Origin of the sequence: Paenibacillus sp. FSL K6-2859, from assembly GCF_038008265.1 — a bacterium.
Lineage (GTDB): Bacteria > Bacillota > Bacilli > Paenibacillales > Paenibacillaceae > Paenibacillus_AQ > Paenibacillus_AQ nitricinens.
In genome coordinates this window covers 2,909,960-2,929,188 of the sequence record NZ_JBBOYU010000001.1, presented here as the reverse complement: position 1 = coordinate 2,929,188, position 19,229 = coordinate 2,909,960, and the positions used below count along the sequence as shown (strand labels likewise).

The following is a 19,229-nucleotide window of genomic DNA, read 5'->3' as shown; positions in this document are numbered from 1 at the left end:
GAGATCACTTCTGATTATCAGAAATGATCTCCATTTTTTATAATAAATTAGGGAAAACGATGTTATTAGTTCGTCACTAATTTCCAAAGCGATAATGCCGACTCCGGATTCCAGTTGGTATCACCGAAACTTCTAAATGTCACTCGAGCTTCATAAACGTTACCCTTGTATTCAACTTTTGTTCCTACAATGTACAACCCGGTGGCATTCCAAGCTGCTACATCTGGTAATACGGGTTTCACAAGGGTTGTGACTGTATACAAAGAGCTGTTGTCTGAAATATTACCAGCAGCGTCTACAGCTCTCACATGATAATTGTACGTAGTGGAAGCTTGCACCGTTAAATCCGTAAAGGAAGTTCCCTTAGTTTGGGTCAATTCAATACCATCTCGATACACAACATAATGATCAACACCTACATTATCTTGGGCGGCATTCCACATTAAATTAACACTATTGTGCTTCACTGACATGGTATGCAGCCCCTCAACCATCGAAGGCTTCACAGTATCTGGTGTTTCCACTGGAGGTATAACCACTTCCGGGTTTGGTGTGCTAACAACAATAATATTACCTCCGCCTGACATGTTCCCTGCACGATCCACCGCAACAATATAATATGTATAAATTTTACCTGGTTCTACAGTAATGTCTTTAAAGCTCGTTGTTGAGGATGTTCCGGTTTGTTTCGCTATACCGACGCTATCCCCGCGATAAATCATGTAATGATCTACGCCTAAGTTATCTGTTGCAGCATTCCACATAAGCTCTACACTGCCCGATTCTACATTCATCGTGTGTAACCCTGTTACCGTTGATGGCTTCTCCGTGTCTGGTTGAACCCCAGGTCCTGATTCACCGTTCTTTAGATTCACATCAATGACTTGGTAGAAGGCATTCGCCGTATCATCAATATCCCACACCGCCAAAATAACATGGTATCCACTGCGGTCAGTTGGGACATTTACTTTATGTGTCACAGAACGCTCTGGCTGTTTACCGCCATTCTCAAAAGTTCCAATAAGCTCTAAATCGGAACGTTTAATTGGCGCATTAGGATTCCAACCTTTTTTCGTAATGTAGTAATGCCATTTTGTTGTTCTATGTTGTGCTGTAAGATACCACGTGATGTCATTTACTCCGCCAACCATATCGTGCTTAATCCAGCGATCACTGGATTGCTGATCCAGAATTCCTCCGAACATGCCACCCGCAGATGCAATTTTCCCGTCTGCAGGACCCGCCAGTGGGAAGCCCTTTGGTGCCTCTAGACTCTGTGGCTCATATTGAACAGAACCCACATTATTCGCTGCACCAAGCTTCGCACGACTTGCTGGTTCGGATACATAACCGTGTCCTAACGCTTTATCGGTATCGATAAGTCCTACTCCGGCAATAACCCCCGCTGTGATAACAAATGGAGCGACCTTCTTTGCGATACTGCTGTTCTTCATGTTTACTTTCATCATTCATCATCTCGCTTTCTAGTTGTAATTTGAAGACATTGAAAACGAATCAATGTTATTATAATTTTCAGAAAACATAATAACAATAACCTAAAGAACCAAACGACAATGGATAAAAGACCCATGACAATTGAACGGATTAGTAGTTCTCCCCGCTAATAATGTCCCATCGAAGCGATTCATTCTACTCAAATAAACAGCCAGCCACCGATAAATATATCGGTGGCTGGCTGCAAAAAAACAACTTGTGATGACTTCTGATTCATAAATGGAGTATAGTCCCATTTACATATTTAAATCCTGTTTGTTAGCTTCCCCGCTCTGTTTAACCGAAAATGGCCACCAATTTCCTCGGCCGAAGATCCGTACCATTACAGGGACAAAGAACGGCAGGAAGATTAAAGCATACAAGGCCAATCCTACGAGCACCACTGTAGCAATCTGCATCATCGACAATACCCCAGAAGGATACATCGAAGCGAAGGTACCTCCCAGAATAACTACAGCTGAAAGGATAACTGTGCCCATATTGCGCATAGCGTGTAGTATCGCTTCTTTTACGTCCCATGTTTTATTTTCGTTAAACCGGGCCATTAAGAAAATGCTATAATCCACACCTAGTGCAATCAGCATAACAAAACTAAAGAATGGCGTTGTCCAGGTAATTCCTTCAAAGTGCAGAAGATTAACGAATATAGCCTCTGTAACGCCCAACGCTGAAAAGTAAGTGATCAAAAGTGAAATAATAAGGTAAATCGGCATTACGATTGAACGAAGCAGCAACACTAATATGATGAAAATACCGCTCAGCATCAAGATTACTGTACGTGTATAGTCTTCATTGGAAATGTTCCGCAAATCGCTTTGACTGCTTGTAACCCCGCTAATAGCTGTTTCAGCATTTTCAAGCTTCGTACCTTTAACTGCGCGATCTACTGCTGCTTGAATATCACCCACACTATCTATAGCCTCTGAGCTATATGGATTCTCTGTGAATACCACGTCCAACGTCATCACCTTACGGTCATCAGACAAGTACGTATCAAATACCTGCTTTATACCTTCAGCTTTAAGTGCCTCAGCTGGTACGAAGAATCCGCTCAGTTCTTCATCCTTAGCCGCTTGAATCTGATTCAAGTATTCTTGTGCCGAGCCCAGACCGCTTGTAATTTGCTTCAATCCATCAGCACTATCGCTTAGTCCAGTGGTTAAGGCTCCAATCTGACCTGTCAATTCACCAAAACCATCTGCAAGCTGCTTCTGTCCGCCTTGCAATTGGTCAAGACCACTTGTGATAGATGGAATCTTATCTACGATCTGCCCTTGACCTGCTGCCGCCTGATCGAGTCCAGATTGCAGTTGACTCATTCCAGCTACAAGCTTAGCTAAGCCTTGTGCGAGCGCGGTTTGCCCAGCTGCAGCTTTGGCATAACCGGCATTCGCCTCATTTAAACCAGTAGCTGCACCTTTAAGCTGTTCTGAAACCTGACCAAGACCGGCTGCTAGCTGTGCTGCACCCGTACCACTTTGTGCTACTGTACCTTTGATCGTCAAATAATTTACATCCTGAACCATTTCCGGATAACTGCTCTCAAGGCCAGCAAAGGAACCGTCCAGTCCTTTTAATGCCTCTGCTACCCCTTGCAGCTGCTTCGGAAGCTGCCCGAGTCCTTCACCCAGCTGGGTTAAGCCACCACCGATTTTTTTATAGCCCTCAAGTAACTTCGCATTTGCATCTGCTAATTGTTTAGCACTTGTTGCTGCCTGCTGAAGACCGGCTTTGATCTCTCCCGCACCCGCTGAGCCACTCTTAATCCCGCTCTCAATCTGGGTGAGCCCAGCACCTAAAGCAACGATTCCATCTTTGAGATCAGCTGTGCCCTCTGTCAGCTTAGCACTTCCTGCAACAGCCTCTGTAAGTTTCGGAGCATTATCGCTAAGCTGTTTACTGGCTTCAGACAAGCCGGTTTGAATCTTGGTCAGTCCTTCATTACTCTGGTCCAGTCCAGCAGAAAGAGTACCCACCTGATTCGGAATCAAGAAATCACTAATCAGCTCACCTGTTGGACGTGACATACTCCGAACAGATTTTACGCTATCCACTTTTTCCAATTCACGGCTAATTTTCTCTGCAAGTCCCAGATATTCTGAATTGTCCATACGATCATCATTCTTGATTACGATCTTGCCAGGCATCGATTCACCTGGTCCGAAGCTCTCTGAAATAATATTAAAACCTTTTACCGAAGCATATTCTGAACCAATTTCCTCCAGGCTGTTAAAGGACAGCTTACCGCTATAGGTAACTAAGAAAGGGGCTACGATTACTGCAACAATTAGAAGAGCGGCCCACGGTCTTTTTAAAGAAAAAGAACCTGCCCATCCCCAAATACGGCTCTCACTATGCTCCAGCTTGCCTCGGGAAGGCCAGAATAGCTTTTTGCCTAGAACAGCCATAAAGAATGGAACAATCGTCACAAGTGCCAATAGCATAACTGCAATACCAACTGCAACAGCTACTGCTGAACGATAAAGAATAAATTTCGATAACCCAATCGCTACAAAACCTACAAACACTGCTAAGCCCGAATAGAACACCGTTCCTCCAGCTTTTCGATAAGTTGCAATGATTGCACTTTTAGTATCTTCTGCGGTCATCAATTCTTCTTTAAAGCGACTGATCAGCAAAATACAGTAATCCGTACCAATTCCGAACATGACTGCAACCATAAAGATTTGAGTAAAGGTAGATAAAGGAAAATCATAACGGTCCACCAAAAAAGCCACGACAGATTGGGATACAATATAGCTGATACCCACTGTCAGCAGCGGTACAAAAGGCGCTACGAACGAACGAAACACAACGAATAGAATAAGTAGGATAAAGACAACTGTAATATACTCCGACTTCTTTAGCCCTGCTTCTGAGCTTGCAATCATATCCTCTGTAATCAGACCTTCACTCGTCAAATAATGATCTGCTTTAACACCTGAGAGCATCTCATCCACTTTATCTGGCAGCGCAGTAACAGCCTCTCCTTCACCTTTTACGGACAACGCCACCATAATGGTCTTGCCATCTTTGGCAATCAGTGTATCTTTAAGCTCACTTTGTGAAAAAGGATCGGTGATGGAATCTAACTGCAGAGATTCCTTATTCGCAGCCAGCTTCTCAACGCCTTGTTGAATACTTGCTGTTTCTTCCACTCCGATTCCCTTCGGGTTATTGAACACAAGGGCTACTTGATGGAGCGATTCGCCTCCCTTGTCGCTTGACGCTTCCTTCATGATTTCTGCTGCTCTAGATGAAGGGTATCCCTCTGGAACGGTAACCTGCCCCTTCTCACGGACAAGATCAGAGAAAGACGGGGCCGTCATCACTAGCACCACCGCTACAGCGAGCCAGATTGCGATAACCGCCCATCTTGCTTTTAGAATCGTCTTCATTGGCTCTTCCCTCCATTATCATTCTGAATTAGACTTGCCAGTTTCTCAAACATCATGATGAACGTCTCAATATCCTTCTTTTCAAAATGAAACAAATACGGGGCCACTACTTCATGTACTTGCGACTCAGCTGCTTCAAATACTTTTTTACCATGCTCTGACATCGATAAATACACCTGACGACGATCATTCTCATCACGGGTTCGCTCGATAATGCCCGCTTGCACCAGTCTGTTGATAATTGCTGTAATGGAGCTTTTACCCACGCAAAAAGTTTCTGCCAGATATGTAGATGTACATTGTTCCTGAGCATGTATTAGACGCAGAATTTGATACTGATCATTCGTTGTATCTGCAGCAATGCTATCTTTAATTCTTGCGGCTACTTGTCTAGTCACCATCATATAAGCATCCATATAACGGTTAATCCAATGCTGAACTTCACCTTCCAAAGCTTCCTACCTCCAAATATAGTTCAACTGTATAATAGTTTCATTGTCAAACTATAATCCCATTTATTTCAAAAGTCAACTTTACAATTCTAAGGAATAATTTAAAATGTACCCCACAAAAAAACAGGCCGAGAGTTCATCTCGACCTGCCATTGTACGTCTTCTAACAACAGTTTATTCCTCATCCGCGATCTCTTCTACTTCATAAACACATCTCAGCGTTTCAATGCCTGCTGCATTTTCGCCGAGGCTATACACCATGAACCCAAGACTACGGTAGAAATCTGCAGCAATCTCATCCTCTGTTTCAGCTACCAGATAACGCGGCTGACGCGTAGTAAGCAGCTCCAGAATCATCCCCCGTGCATAACCTTTTCCTCTGTTCTCTGGCAATACAGCAATATGCCGAATATCCAAAGAACCATCTTCTGTTTCTTCAAAGCCTACAAGACCAAGCAGTAATTCTTCCTCTTCCCAGCCATATAAATTTAGCGCGGCTTGTTCGCTATAATCAGACGAAGTCTGCTGTAGAGCATTCGGATCATCTATGACCGCATAGGTCAGCAGCTCATTCACCTCAGGTGTACCAATGAGGGGTTTAAGATCAATCAACATTCTTCACATTTCTCCTTCTTTGTTCCTTTTAAAGCTAATCACTCGAAACAATCCGTAGCCTGTCCACACACCCAGCATGTTTAATAGTAAATCATCAATATCGAAGCTTCCCACATGCAGCAGCATTTGCAAGCACTCCAAAAGCAGTATACAAGGGACAGCATATAGCGAGATCCTAAGCCAAGAAACCGGACGTATCTTTACTAATGGCGAAAGAAAACCAAATGGAATAAAAACCACAACATTTCCTAGCAGATTTACTAGCCGATTGATAAGTGATAGACCGTTATCCAAGTTGAAATAAAGTGACACCGTGCGAAATGGAACCAGATTATACTGAAGAGGACCTCCGGTATGTACCTCACGTCCAAATCCGATAAACATCCAATAGATAACAGTAGCACTATACAGAGTTAGCACTACCCGTGTCAATCCTTTTAGCGGCCATGAACGGTAAGTTTCTTTATGTCTGCGGTTAATCAATTCTTAGATTGAGCTTCAATAATTTCGATAGTTCCATCAAGTTTACCTACGATCGCCATCGCTGCAATTCCAATAAATAGGCCGTGATCTACAACACCCGGGATGTTTTGGATGGTCAGTGCTAGCTTCGGTGCAGCTTCTATCGCTTCAAATCGGCAGTCCGCAATGTAATTGCCATTATCCGTCTTGTATAACTCTTCTCCGCTGCGACGCAATTCAGGTTGGCAACCCAGTTTGGCAAGCTCTGCCACAGTCCATTCCCACGCGAAAGGAACGATTTCCACCGGCAACGGAAATTTGCCTAGCGTGTTTACAACTTTACCTTCATCGGCAATCACAATCATTCGGGTACTATTACTAGCTACAATCTTCTCACGAAGCAAAGCGCCGCCGCCGCCTTTAATTAGTTGCAGACTGCTGTCTAGCTCGTCCGCTCCGTCAATGGTTAAGTCCAGACTATCAATATCACCAAAAGCTACCAGTGGAATTCCTAGCTCTCGTGCTTGCTCTTCGGAAGCGCGTGAAGTAGCTACTGCGGTAATTTTCAAGCCTTCACTGACTCGTTCACCGAGCTTGCGGATTGCCCAGTAGGCAGTTGATCCCGTACCCAGACCTACCTTCATTCCATCTTCTACATATTCCACTGCTTTTTCAGCTGCTAGTTGTTTAACGTTGATACTCATTTTAATACCCCCATGTTATCCATTATAAAGTTAATAGTATTTTGCCGTAACAGAGACTATCCGGATCACCTATGTAGGGACCAAATAAATCAATCGGTTGATAGCCATGCTTGACGTAAAGTGCAATCGCTTCTGGCTGCTTAATTCCGGTCTCCAATCGGATCTCTTTAAACCCCGCCGCTAATGCTTGTTCTTCAAGGAATAACAGCATATTTGTAGCTATGCCCATTTTACGATAACTAGAATCTACATAAAAGCGCTTCAACTCCATCGTTGCAATCTCTATTCCGATATAATCCAGTGGACGAAGCCCACCACAGCCCACTGGATTTCCGTTTAAGTAGGCTACTACGAAAGTCATTTCTTTAACTTTGGGATCCTCGAAATCAACAACATAGATCATCTCATGCGGATAACGTATCTTCAGTTCCTCATCCAGAAATGTAATAAGTTCTCTTAAATCAGCGTTCTCTGGATCAACTACTTCAAAATTCACTTCCGTTACGGGCGACACTCTATTTTCCTCTTTTCTTGTATCCAAATTCGTATTATCCTTCTTGCAGCCAAAAAAATCAATATTCTTCATTCTGTCTTATGTATATTGTAATTTCACTACATCCTCTAAATTTAGGATCATCTCTTTTTCAGCGTGGTTAGCAGTCCTATGTAAGTAAGCTTTATGCTCAATGAAAGCATCTGAGGGGGCTGCCAATTTAATGTGCTCCAGCACGCTGCGTTCGACATCAGCGAGAACTAGATTTCCTCTACCCGCACTTACTCTACATAGATTAATGATTGCTAAAGGCTTATTCACAACTGCCTGCCCGCTGGACTCCACAAAAACTGTGTATTGAACTAAAGGAATTACGTCTGGATCTTCCACACTAGCAGCACAAGATTGGTCAAAGATAGAATACATTAGAGAAGGATTGCGTGATAAAGCTCCTAATTTATTCTGATTAGATACCAATTTGCTGTTCTGGTAGGCCAAGAATCCGGCAACTGACAACACTAGCACAAGCAAAATAACTAATATCGAGTACATTTCATCACGTCCCACCCAATACTCCATAATAACAATACCGATTATATATTATCATGGATAACTGCATAGACCAATCCTATATTATCAACACTTTAACAAGTGTAAGCGATATTCAATCTATAAAGTTATTTTGAAATATTCAAAATAACAGTTGAAACTTCGTTTGACATGTCTCATAATGAAAATATGAATATTGTTTGTCAATCCATATGGAAATCAAGGGAGGAAACTTAAAATGAAGTTTTTCTTGGACACCGGAAATATTGAAGAGATCAAACGTATTACTCGCCTCGGTCTAGTGGATGGCGTAACGACTAACCCGTCACTCATCGCTAAAGAAGGAAGATTGTTTAAAGATGTTATCAAAGAAATCGTAGCCATCGTTCCAGGTCCAGTAAGCGCAGAAGTAATCGGACTTACAGCAGAAGAAATGCTTAAAGAAGCATATGAAATTGCTGAGTGGGCTCCAAACGTTGTCATTAAACTCCCTATGACTGAAGATGGCTTAGAAGCTTGTTATGAGCTTACAAAAAAAGGTATCAAAACTAACGTAACGCTTGTCTTCTCAGCGGCTCAAGGCTTGATGGCTGCAAAAGCAGGCGCAACTTATATTTCTCCTTTCGTAGGACGTCTGGATGATATCGGTGTTGACGGAATGAAGCTGATCAAGGATCTGAAGACCATCCTAACTAACTACGGTATGACTTCCGAAATTATTGCAGCATCCATCCGTAACATTGCGCATGTTGAGCAAGCCGCTCTTGCTGGTGCTCACATTGCTACCATCCCAGGATCGCTCCTGCCTACCCTCTGGAAGCATCCGCTGACAGATAACGGTATCGAACGCTTCCTGAAGGATTGGGAATCCGTACCACAAGCTTAAGATTGTCTTACATTCTTTTATCAAAGGGCTATCCTGCAAGCTACGGCAACGTAGCTTAAGGATAGCTCTTTTTTCCATCTAAATTCCTTGCAGAAGTCTGACGAACACGATTTGACAAGAGGCGCGGATTTACCTGCTCCTTTTCTTTCACGCCAGATTCTCCCTTGCTCCCCTTGCTTGGCGTTACTGCAAATAAGGTCAGCAAACCACCAATTGCGCCGACTGTTGCCATCAAAGCGAATAACACCCAATGGCCACTGCTTAACAGCAGCGATACCACTGGCGGTCCTGCGGCTACCCCTATAAACCTCATACTGCTGTAGAGAGCGGTAATCGTACCGCTGTTCTCTTTCTCAATTCCCTCCGTGATTAAAGCATCCATACAAGGAAGCACAATCCCGATTCCGACACAACCTAAGCCCATAAACCCGACTAAGAAGTAAATACCTTTATTGAACCCCGCAAAGATCATTGCTGCAGTTAGTAATACCATACCTCCAAAGCCCAGCCATTTCATTAGCGTTTTGTTCTGACCAATGATCTTTCCTGTTCCATATGAAGACAGACATAACAAGGCTAATGGTATTGCCAGCACAAATCCCTTCATTGCGCCATGCATATTAAATTTAGATTCCAGCATTTCCGATAAATAGAATTGAACGCCAAAGGTTACAAACATACAGATACCGCCTATGGCAAAAATAGCATACAACCATCGTCCTTTTTCACGCAAAATGCTCATAATTCCGGATAAAAATTCTCTTATCCCCTGTTTCTCAGGTTGTTCCTTCGCTTCCGGCTTTCGAACTAGAAACAGAACTAAAGCAAATGAAATTAGACATAGAACAGGAATAGCGATAAAAGGTGCAAACCAGAGCCATATTCCAAGATAAGCACCAAGGATCGGACTGAGTACTTTACCAAAGGTATTAGAGGTTTCAATAATTCCCAGACTTTTGCTTACATCCTCTTCTTCCTTGAATAAATCACCAACGAAGGGCAGCACAATAGGAAAAGCACCAGCTGCACCTATCCCTTGTAACAAACGTCCGGCCAGAATGACCCAATAGGCGCTAACGCCCTTCATAAACCAAGCCGCCACCACGCAGACGACTCCACCAATAGCAGCAATGATTAGACTCGGAAGAATCACCTTTTTTCGTCCATAAGCGTCAGACAGGTACCCTGCAATAGGAATCATCACGATAGCCATCAATCCATAAACAGTAATCAGCATACTCACCTGAAAAGAGCTAATGCCTAGTTCTTTAGATATCTGCGGCAAAATAGGGAGCAGCATGGAGTTACCGAGGGTCATAATTAGTGGAATGGATGCCAGTGCAAGCAGATCCCATTTTCTTTCCTTCATGAACTGACCACCTTTGTCATTGTTTGCGACGACTCTCTATATTGTGGTTTGTTCATCCCTCTTTATTCATACATATAAAAAGACCGTCCTCCGCCAATGCGAAAGGACGATCTTATGATCAGAAAATTGGGCTTTACAGCGAATTTGTTATCATGGTCTTTGCTTTTACAGATGGAAGAAACCGGTTTGGTTCTCCTAGACTAAAAATATGCAGCAAGTGCATTGCTCGAGTGCAAGCTGTATAGAACAGTTTACGCTCACTTTCTCTGCCATATCGTTCAGCTGAACCATCGTAGATGATGACAGCATCAAACTCCACACCTTTAGCTAAGTAAGCAGGTAACACCAATGTTCCCTTCTGGAAATTCGGCGTTTCTTTCGTAACGAGCCTTACGGGTAGCCTACTATGTAGTTCATCATGAACTCTTGCGCTTTCTTCTGCTGTTTTACAGATGACAGCCACGTAATGGTACCCCTTGGATTGCAAATTCCGGATATCCATTTCAACTGCATTCAGAAGCTCATCCTCACTAGACACCACACTTAGCTGAGGCTCTTCTCCTCTTCGATTAAACGGCACAATTCTTTCCCCTCCAGGAATCATTGAACGCGTAAATTCTACAATCTCAAAAGTGGAGCGATAGCTTCGGGTTAACGAGATCACTTCTGTGTTTTCTTCCCCATAAATGCTTACCAAACTAGACAAATCACCGAGCACCTCACCTTGTGCATAGATCGCCTGATTCAGATCACCCAATACGGTCATTTTTGCCCTTGGAAATAAACGGCGCATGAATTCTAATTGGAAAGGTGAGTAGTCTTGTACTTCATCCACAATCACATGACGAATCAGCGTATTGGTACGGAAGCCTTGGCTTAACTCCTTCAAATAAAGGAATGGTGTAGCATCTTCGTAGGCAAGCTCGTTTACTGCGATTGATTTTAGTGTTTGCTCACAGATCTCATCCCAGATTTCCGGCAGAGAATTAACACCATTTAGACGTTCCATAAGCTCACGATCCGTAAACAGCGCACTGTACAAGCCCTTAACATCCACAAAACGGCCTCGTTTAGTCCATCCGCGCAGTGGTTTTAAGCGTTGGCTGACTACATACCGGGATAACACTTCTTTTTCAGTATCAAAATCATCAAAACTATCCTGCGTGGCTTTCTTCTTACGTCGTAACATCTGATATGCACGATGGTAATCACTGGAGTCCAATAGCTCAATTTGATCTTCAACCCATGAAGCGTTTCTTTCCTCATGACTAAAATCAGCAATCTTCTTCAGTAACCAGCGTGTCATTAAGTCTACGCGGTTCGCAAGCTTAATGGTGGAATCATAGGCATAGAAATGACGTTCCATTTCTTCTTTACTGACTACCGCTCTACCTTGAAACATTAAAGGCTTGAACAACATGCCCTCATGTTCCAGCATCGTAGCATACCGACGAATCACATCGAGAAAAGGTACGGATGATTTATAAGCGATGCCTTCTCTGCGTATCCCCACTTCAGGACCATCAGGGGCATTCAATAGGTTTTCTGTCTGACTAAAGACATCTTCCAGCTGGAATTCATGTCCTAAACGATGCTCAAGATACATTTGAAAAGTGGTTTGTTGCATATTTTCTTCACCTAGCTCTGGAAGCACGGTTGAAACATAGCTATTAAACAGCGGGTTCGGTGAGAACAACAACATCTGGTCAGCTTGCAGAACTTCACGGTATTTATACAAAAGATAAGCTACCCGCTGCAATGCAGCAGAGGTTTTCCCGCTCCCTGCGGCACCCTGAACAACCAGCATTCGGCTTTTGTCGTTGCGGATAATCGCATTTTGCTCTTTCTGGATGGTAGCTACAATACTCTTCATTCGATCATCGGCACTATGGCTAAGCACTTGCTGTAAAAGCTCGTCACCGATCGTTACCCCAGTATCAAACATAACTTCAATGACACCATCAGAAATCACAAACTGACGCTTAAGATTCATTGTACCGGAAACAAGTCCACCGGGTGTTTCATAAGCTGCTGGGCCAGGAGCACCATCATAATATAAGCTCGAAATAGGCGCACGCCAGTCATAGATCAAGAAGGTGCCATCATCCTCCATCAAGGATCCAATCCCTAGATAAATCTTTTCCGTTTCTCCATTTGGTGCTTCTGTAAAGTCAATACGCCCAAAGTAAGGAGAAACGAGCAGCTTTTTATATTTTTTCAAAGCCTTGCTCGACTGTAAATGATGGCGTTCACGTTCATTCAAGATTTGGGATTGTTGGCGCAGACTTGTTGAAGTTTCCCCTAAATCATCTGGACTACTGAAGTTTACCGTTACCTCTTCCCAGAAATCTTTACGCATATCCACCACATCACTGCGATGGAGTCCAAGCTCCTCAGATAATCGCCGGATATGGGCAGACAAAAGCTTAGTCACTCCGTCAACCCGCTGCTGTTCCTCTTTCCATTCAATTTCATGATTCTCCACTACATTTCATCCCCTTTGGAGTTTCACCCTGAACATAACCCTTAAGCTTATATGTTGCACATCACAAGGTTATGTTTTAAGCTTCGTGATCCGTTTCTTTTTCCTCAGTAGCTATACGATTCATCTGATCTGCCACTTTATCAAGCCGTTCTAATTGATATCCGTAATCGTAAATAGCTGCGGCTACAACATACAATCGTAGTTGACCTATTTTCTCCGCATTATACCTCAGGATCGTTGAATTCAAAAATCCATCATTCTCTTCTCCCAAGGGTTCCGATTCATTAGTGTTTGGTTTTAGTTTATCTTCAAATTTCAGCAAGATCAGTTGATGATATTTGATTAGCTGCTCCAAATGACTGTCAAACAATGCATCTGTCTCTTCACTTCGATCCGCTTGAAAATAATGCCGATCCACAGCCTCAAGAACATCGAAGCCTTTTTGCAAAGAAGATAACAGGTTCTTATAGACAACCATTTGTCTAGTCTGACTGTACTTCGCCCTCTTTAGCTGTTTCTGCTCCTCCTCAAACAAAGCGTATTTATCGGCTAAAGATTTAATAGATGACTCTAGCGCAAGTTTTTCATCACGAAACACACTTTCCTTCATCTCATGAGATACAGCCGTTCTAAGTAGCAAGGAAAGACTGGCAAAGACGTTCTCGATTTGCTTGATGTACTGTTTCCGTGGTTTCGGAGGAACTACTATAATATTGATTAGAAAGGCAGAAACAATCCCTGTCAATGTTAATAAGAAACGATTCAGCGCGAACTGCCACTCTCCAGAAGCCTCCATCACTGTTATAACAGTGACGAGTGTCAGGCTAATAGTATCCGCTCGGTTAATTTTCATACTGATCATAATGACAAGAATGCAGACCAACCCAACCGCAATTGGACTATTGGATAACAGCATTCCCCCCAGAAGAGCGAGTACCGCACCCATTGTAGTCGTTGTCAGCTGATCAAGAAAATAACGCCAAGAGCGATAAATAGATGGCTGCATAGCGAAAATTGCTGCAATCGCAGCGCCCACAGAAGATGGAAAATGTAGCAGTTCGGCTAAATACAAGGCAAGCGTGACTGCCATTCCTGTTTTAAATATGCGAGCTCCAAAAGCCAAAAATATCCCCCCTAAAAATTGGCCCACTCTGCAATATGGACATCTACGAATTCCTCATTCCTCTAATTACCCAAGCCTAGAGTTGATGAATTTTATGATCATTTAAGCTCTCGCTTATGATTCTTTCAGCTTTCAGGGAATACTAATTCAGGTAAGTACCTATCACATAACATACGAGGTGAGTGAATGAATAACAACATCAAAAAATTAGTGACCATCACAGCTGTTCTTGTCCTCAGTCTGTCTCCGGCACTTGCTCCTACTCGGAGCGTGTCAGCTGAGAATGTAGCCTCCACTGCACCTGATTCTGGGCCTTCGGAAAACGGTCATAGACCCCCACCAGGGAAAGACGGGAAATTCAGAGCCGGCGGACATTTCATTATTTTCGAAACAGCCAAGCTGCTTGAGATGGATCGTACGGAGCTAATCAATAGCCTTAAAACAGGCAAAACGCTCCCCGAGCTTGCTCTTGAGAAGAAAGGCTGGACCGAAGATCAATATATTCAAAAGCTCAGCGAATCCGCAAGTAAGCGGCTGGATCAAGCCCTCAGCGAGGGACGTCTAACAAAAGACGAAGCTCAAAAGCTAAAGGCTGGACTTCCGTCTATGCTGAAGAAAAAAATAAGCAAAATGGGTCATTTCCAAGATCATAAATCTTCGGAACATCATGTGATGAAGCCTCAAGCAAAAACGCCTTCGGCGTCCTATTTAGGACGGTAAGTGTTTATGCGAGAAATATAAGGATAGTGTATAGCGTGACACATATATATTCTTATATTTTAAAATATCCCCGCAAAGACGGGTATCTTCATTTCTTATGAGGATATCCGTTTTTTATAGGCTTCAAATAGACTGATGGATAACATCAGCCACGCGCCACTTGCAGCAAAACCACCAATTACGTCGCTAGGATAATGAACTCCCAGGTAAATACGACTCCAGCCAATGCCCACAGTCATGAATACCGCAAACATTATTAACAGGATTCTTTCACTTCTTCGAGGCAAATGACGCCACAGTAAATAGGCAATTACCCCATATAGGGAGAAGGCTGCCATGGAATGTCCACTTGGGAAACTATAACCGAGCTCTTGGACAATACGATGGAAATTTGGACGCTCCCTTTGAAACCATAATTTCATAAGTGTATTCAACAGCTGTGAGCCTAGTCCAACCCATAGGAACAGAATTAGCTCAAGCCGATGTTTCAGCAGATAATACAGCAGTACCATCGTGCCGATAGATATGCCAATCGCTACCTTGGAGGAACCTATCAGAGATAGTCCTTTGGCGAATGTGGTCAGTCCAGGTGATTCAGCGGATTGAACAAAATGAATTATATAGTTATCAAATGATGATACCTTATTCATATGAACTAGAATCGCAATAACGACGAAACAAGCAGCAAACCCTATAAAATAACGAAAACCTCTAGACCAGTTCTGATAATAAAGCATAAATACCTCCGTGTCTATTTTTGTGCCAGTCGATCACATTTCCAGAGAAGCTATAACCCGTGCTATAATTATAGAGAAATAAATATACAAAAAGATGGAGTGCTGCCAAAGTGGAGAGTCTAAAATTGCAGGAACGTTTGTTGAACCAGTTTATTTCCACAAAGGTGCCCGTGACGATTTTTACAACAAATGGTGTAAAAATGCAAGGCGTCGTAACCTCGTATGATGCATTCACAATCACTTTACAGGGGCAAGGTGATGGCAGACAGAATGTGCTCTTCAAATCTGCAGTATCCACTATTGTACCTCTTAAGCCCGTCTCACTCAAATAGTTCACACATTTATTAAACTTCTTCATCTTATTTTCAATAATAAAGGGAACACCGGTCTACATCTCCGGTGTTCCCTTTATTATTTTCTTAAATTGTCTTATTCACTCTTCATAAACGAGTTTCTTTTAAACAGGGAAAATCACAGGCTTCACACACACCGGCTTGGATACCTCGGCAGTATTTCCAGTAAAGACGAGACGGCCACTGGTCTCTTCAATTGAGAACACAACCAGGTTATTACCGTCACGATTTGCAACAATAAGGTAAGCCCCATCCGGAGTTAATGAGAAGTGTCGCGGATGCCCTCCACGAGTAGATACATATTCAATTAGTGTAAGCTTGGCAGTAGCGTTATCCACTGCAAACACTGCGATGTTATCCGCTCCACGGTTAGAAGCGTAAAGATATTTTCCATCTACTGAAGTAGCAATTTCAGCGCAAGTATTCTCTTCCTTAAAATCCTCAGGCAAAGTTGAAACTGTATCTACCGTGTGAAGCGTCCCTGTAGCACTGTCATATGTAAACGATGTTATCGTGGAATCCACCTCGTTTATAACATAAGCAGACTTTCCATCTGGATGAAAAGTAAAATGACGAGGTCCCGCCCCTGGATGAAGCGCAGTATCTCCGTGAACTTCTAGTTTGTTCAAGTCCCTATTGATTCTATAGGACCGAATAATATCAAGCCCAAGATCAGAAACAAAAAGATACTGTCCGTCCGGACTGAAAATAGCCGAATGGGGATGCGGGCGATCCTGACGTTCAGGATGGTGACCATGACCGGAATGAATCGCGACATCTGCCAGTTGATTTGCAACTTTTTCTTCATCTAATGTGATCAAGCCTACACTGCCACCATGATAACTACATACCACAATGTATTCATCACTTAGATCTCTAGAAATATGGCATGTAGTCGTTTGACCATTACCTGAGGCAGGCATTGAGGTCATACGGTTCAATTCGCTCAATTTCCCACGCTTAGCATCGATAGCAAAGGTAACGACTTCTCCCTCTTTTCCACCCTCACCATTTGGCTTTTCTCCTATGGCATATAAACGTTGGGCTGAAGCATCTACATTAACAAAGGTGGGGTTAGTTAGACCCTGAACCGAGTCGATTAATTTTAACGTACCTCCTGCTTCGCCATCGAATTCAAATACCTGCACACCGCTTTCCGTGGCACTTGCATAGGAACCCGTAAACAGCAATAACTTAGTCTGCTTTTTCATCTCTACATCCTCCTCCAAAGTATTGCTATTATATAATTTACAATTTTTAAACGTTAAAGACAAACTATAAAGTAAAAAGTGTGACAAATAGTTCAAAAATAAGGCTTTCCAATGATTAGGGATTGTGCTATAATGAAAGCGCTAACATTAGTCTTTTATTAAGTACAAAGGGGGAACATGAATGAGTAGCATCCTGCTGGAAGCCAGAAATGTATACGAGGACTTCGAGGTGGAAACAGACATTCTGTTCTTTAAGGTCGGGGACCATGATTTGGTCATTTTTCACGGCAGAAACTACAACATAAAAAAGAGAATGACTGCCGAGCAATTAAAACGATTGTTATCCAATTCTACTTACTATCATGTGTATGGTGGCTGTTATGTCAATCTGAACAAGATCAGTTCTATCGAAGACGACTGCATTTATTTCGGAGAAAAAGGCCTATTCGCTAAAAACGTACGGGTCCCAAGACGGAAACAGGAAAGTATTCGTCATCTATTGAAAGGACTGAAGTAAACATCTTATTCCCATAAGCCGGAAGGGCATGTTACCGATGCCATTTCCGGCTTTTTGCTTTTTATTAATAGAAACTTAAAAAGATCCTATCTTTTTTTATACTTTCTTAAGGTTTAGGATCAGGATTTCTGTTAAAGTTGTAAATAGACAAGCAACACCTATATTGAAGGGAGTCATTACTAATAATGGACAAAAAAGATCTGAATGGAAATGAGAACTTAGAAAACAACGGTACTCCGGAAGAAGAATTGAACACTACCGAGAATACCAATGAAGTAAAAGAAGTGGAGGTCGTAGCTGCTGAAGAACCTGTGAATACAACAAAAGAGGAAGGTATTCCAGTAATGAACAAAGTCAGCAGTAATAATAATACGACACCACCTGCTCCACCAGTTTCTCCCAAAGGTAACAAGGGCTGGATGATTGCCTCTGTGGTTCTGGCTGCGGCACTCATCATTGTACTGATAAAGCCTCCATTCCAAAGTGGCGGCGACAACACAGCTGTTGCAAGCGTTAACGGAACTAACATTACTAAAGAACAACTTTATGATAAATTGATCGAAGCAGGCGGAGAAAGCACGCTGCAAGCTATGATTACTACTGAACTCGTTGATCAAGAAGCTAAAAAAGCCAACGTAACCGTTACTGATGAAGACATCAATGCTGAATTAGAAGACCTTAAAGCACAATTCGGCGGAGAAGCTGCATTTAATGCTGCATTGCAACAAAGCTCAATGACTGTTGATGACTTGAAGAAGCAAATGCCATTGCAAGTAAAACTACGTAAGATTCTTGAGCCGCAAGTAACGGTAACGGATCAAGAAATCAAAGACTACTATGAAGCAAATAAAGCTACTTTCAATGAAGAAGAACAAGTTCGTGCTTCCCACATTCTCGTTGAGACTAAAGAAGAAGCAGATGCAATTCTGAAGCAATTGAAAGATGGAGCAGATTTCGCTGAACTAGCTAAAGAAAAATCTTCGGATACTGGTTCCAAGGCTAATGGTGGAGATCTAGATTTCTTCAAACGTGGAGATATGGTAGCTGAATTCTCCGATGTAGCCTTTAAACTTAAAGTTGGGGAAACAAGTGGTGCTGTAAAATCCGATTACGGTTATCACATCATTAAAGTAACCGACCACAAAGACGCTAAAAACTACACTATGGAAGAAAAGAAAGATGAAATCAAAAAGACCCTTGTGTCTCAAAAGGTTTCCACTCTTTCCAACACTTGGTTGACAGATACAACTGCAAAAGCAAAAATCACAAATTCACTTACGGATGCCAAAAAAGATGCAACAGCTTCTCCTGAGCCATCTGCAAGTGCAGAAGCAGAAACTGAATCCGCTAAATAATAAGATAGTAAAAAGCAGGACAAGCGTTAATAAACGCTGTCCTGCTTTTTTTGTGCCTACTTTCGAACTTTTAATTAATGTCCTTTTTTACGGACCTGCTTATCACGATTCTCTCCCCACTCTTTCGCTTGTGCGGTAGCAATAGAGATGGCTCTTCCCTCTTCATATCCATCTTCTAGCAATGCATTAGCAATATCAACCGCCTTATTACGAATAGGTGCAGTGAAGTTCTTGAGTGAATCTGGATAATCTTCTTTGTTCCACGGCATACAAAAAACCTCCTTA

The 19,229-nt window shown here is 42.6% G+C and carries 19 protein-coding genes; 5 read left to right on the top strand and 14 right to left on the bottom strand.

The window, feature by feature from the left end; genetic code table 11:
• Positions 1-65: 65 nt before the first annotated feature.
• From MHB64_RS12830 to MHB64_RS12795, 8 genes are all read right to left on the bottom strand, one after another.
• Entirely contained in the window at positions 66-1,466 is a 1,401-nt protein-coding gene (locus MHB64_RS12830; protein WP_445671638.1) for a lytic polysaccharide monooxygenase, read from the bottom strand.
• Positions 1,467-1,751: 285 nt separating this feature from the next.
• The gene (locus tag MHB64_RS12825) at positions 1,752-4,913 is read right to left on the bottom strand and encodes an MMPL family transporter (RefSeq protein WP_341134554.1); all 3,162 of its coding nucleotides are present in this window, start codon (positions 4,911-4,913) and stop codon (positions 1,752-1,754) included.
• Positions 4,910-5,365 carry a MarR family winged helix-turn-helix transcriptional regulator gene (locus tag MHB64_RS12820; RefSeq protein WP_341134553.1) on the bottom strand — a complete coding sequence of 152 codons (456 nt, stop codon included), beginning with the start codon at positions 5,363-5,365 and terminating at the stop codon, positions 4,910-4,912. The genes MHB64_RS12825 and MHB64_RS12820 overlap by 4 nt, the downstream gene beginning before the upstream one ends.
• Before the next feature lie 174 nt (positions 5,366-5,539).
• Positions 5,540-5,980 (bottom strand): GNAT family N-acetyltransferase, encoded by a 441-nt coding sequence (locus MHB64_RS12815; RefSeq protein WP_341134552.1) that lies wholly within the window; start codon positions 5,978-5,980, stop codon positions 5,540-5,542.
• Between the two features lie 3 nt (positions 5,981-5,983).
• Positions 5,984-6,463 (bottom strand): VanZ family protein, encoded by a 480-nt coding sequence (locus MHB64_RS12810; protein ID WP_341134551.1) that lies wholly within the window; start codon positions 6,461-6,463, stop codon positions 5,984-5,986.
• Positions 6,460-7,140: a ribose-5-phosphate isomerase RpiA gene (gene rpiA / locus MHB64_RS12805; RefSeq protein WP_341136073.1), complete on the bottom strand. Its 681-nt coding sequence runs from the start codon at positions 7,138-7,140 to the stop codon at positions 6,460-6,462. Before rpiA ends, MHB64_RS12810 begins: the two co-directional genes overlap by 4 nt.
• A 28-nt stretch (positions 7,141-7,168) precedes the next feature.
• On the bottom strand, positions 7,169-7,732 hold the full coding sequence (locus tag MHB64_RS12800; protein WP_341134550.1) for a GNAT family N-acetyltransferase: 564 nt from the start codon (positions 7,730-7,732) through the stop codon (positions 7,169-7,171).
• Positions 7,733-7,738: 6 nt separating this feature from the next.
• Positions 7,739-8,191: a hypothetical protein gene (locus tag MHB64_RS12795; RefSeq protein WP_341134549.1), complete on the bottom strand. Its 453-nt coding sequence runs from the start codon at positions 8,189-8,191 to the stop codon at positions 7,739-7,741.
• A gap of 235 nt (positions 8,192-8,426) precedes the next feature.
• On the opposite strand from MHB64_RS12795, the gene fsa reads away from it, so the two are divergent.
• A complete protein-coding gene (gene fsa, locus MHB64_RS12790) occupies positions 8,427-9,074 on the top strand; it encodes a fructose-6-phosphate aldolase (protein ID WP_042126959.1) in 648 nt (215 codons plus the stop codon).
• Between the two features lie 55 nt (positions 9,075-9,129).
• On the opposite strand, the gene MHB64_RS12785 is transcribed toward fsa, so the two are convergent.
• The 3 genes from MHB64_RS12785 to MHB64_RS12775 form a co-directional block, all read right to left on the bottom strand.
• Positions 9,130-10,443 (bottom strand): MFS transporter, encoded by a 1,314-nt coding sequence (locus tag MHB64_RS12785; protein ID WP_094868577.1) that lies wholly within the window; start codon positions 10,441-10,443, stop codon positions 9,130-9,132.
• Between the two features lie 133 nt (positions 10,444-10,576).
• Positions 10,577-12,928: an RNA polymerase recycling motor HelD gene (helD, locus tag MHB64_RS12780; protein ID WP_341134548.1), complete on the bottom strand. Its 2,352-nt coding sequence runs from the start codon at positions 12,926-12,928 to the stop codon at positions 10,577-10,579.
• 76 nt (positions 12,929-13,004) lie between these two features.
• A complete protein-coding gene (locus MHB64_RS12775) occupies positions 13,005-14,051 on the bottom strand; it encodes an FUSC family protein (protein ID WP_094868575.1) in 1,047 nt (348 codons plus the stop codon).
• Between the two features lie 186 nt (positions 14,052-14,237).
• Here MHB64_RS12775 and MHB64_RS12770 point away from each other — a divergent pair, with 186 nt between their 5' ends.
• On the top strand, positions 14,238-14,771 hold the full coding sequence (locus MHB64_RS12770) for a hypothetical protein (RefSeq protein WP_094875687.1): 534 nt from the start codon (positions 14,238-14,240) through the stop codon (positions 14,769-14,771).
• Between the two features lie 95 nt (positions 14,772-14,866).
• Here the strand turns inward: MHB64_RS12770 and MHB64_RS12765 are convergent, their stop codons facing one another.
• Complete coding sequence (locus MHB64_RS12765) at positions 14,867-15,508, bottom strand: phosphatase PAP2 family protein (protein ID WP_094868573.1); 642 nt, start codon at positions 15,506-15,508, stop codon at positions 14,867-14,869.
• Between the two features lie 110 nt (positions 15,509-15,618).
• On the opposite strand from MHB64_RS12765, the gene hfq reads away from it, so the two are divergent.
• Positions 15,619-15,840: an RNA chaperone Hfq gene (hfq, locus tag MHB64_RS12760; protein WP_042126951.1), complete on the top strand. Its 222-nt coding sequence runs from the start codon at positions 15,619-15,621 to the stop codon at positions 15,838-15,840.
• 125 nt (positions 15,841-15,965) lie between these two features.
• Here hfq and MHB64_RS12755 read toward each other — a convergent pair whose 3' ends face one another.
• Positions 15,966-17,072 (bottom strand): lactonase family protein, encoded by a 1,107-nt coding sequence (locus tag MHB64_RS12755; protein ID WP_094875683.1) that lies wholly within the window; start codon positions 17,070-17,072, stop codon positions 15,966-15,968.
• 181 nt (positions 17,073-17,253) lie between these two features.
• Here MHB64_RS12755 and MHB64_RS12750 point away from each other — a divergent pair, with 181 nt between their 5' ends.
• Together MHB64_RS12750 and MHB64_RS12745 are read left to right on the top strand one after the other, a co-directional pair.
• Positions 17,254-17,589 (top strand): hypothetical protein, encoded by a 336-nt coding sequence (locus tag MHB64_RS12750; RefSeq protein WP_042126947.1) that lies wholly within the window; start codon positions 17,254-17,256, stop codon positions 17,587-17,589.
• A gap of 185 nt (positions 17,590-17,774) precedes the next feature.
• Positions 17,775-18,944, top strand: coding sequence for a peptidylprolyl isomerase (locus tag MHB64_RS12745; protein WP_094868571.1), 1,170 nt, complete (start codon positions 17,775-17,777; stop codon positions 18,942-18,944).
• Positions 18,945-19,018: 74 nt separating this feature from the next.
• Here MHB64_RS12745 and MHB64_RS12740 read toward each other — a convergent pair whose 3' ends face one another.
• Positions 19,019-19,213 carry a DUF2188 domain-containing protein gene (locus MHB64_RS12740; RefSeq protein ID WP_341134547.1) on the bottom strand — a complete coding sequence of 65 codons (195 nt, stop codon included), beginning with the start codon at positions 19,211-19,213 and terminating at the stop codon, positions 19,019-19,021.
• Between the last annotated feature and the right edge of the window lie 16 nt (positions 19,214-19,229).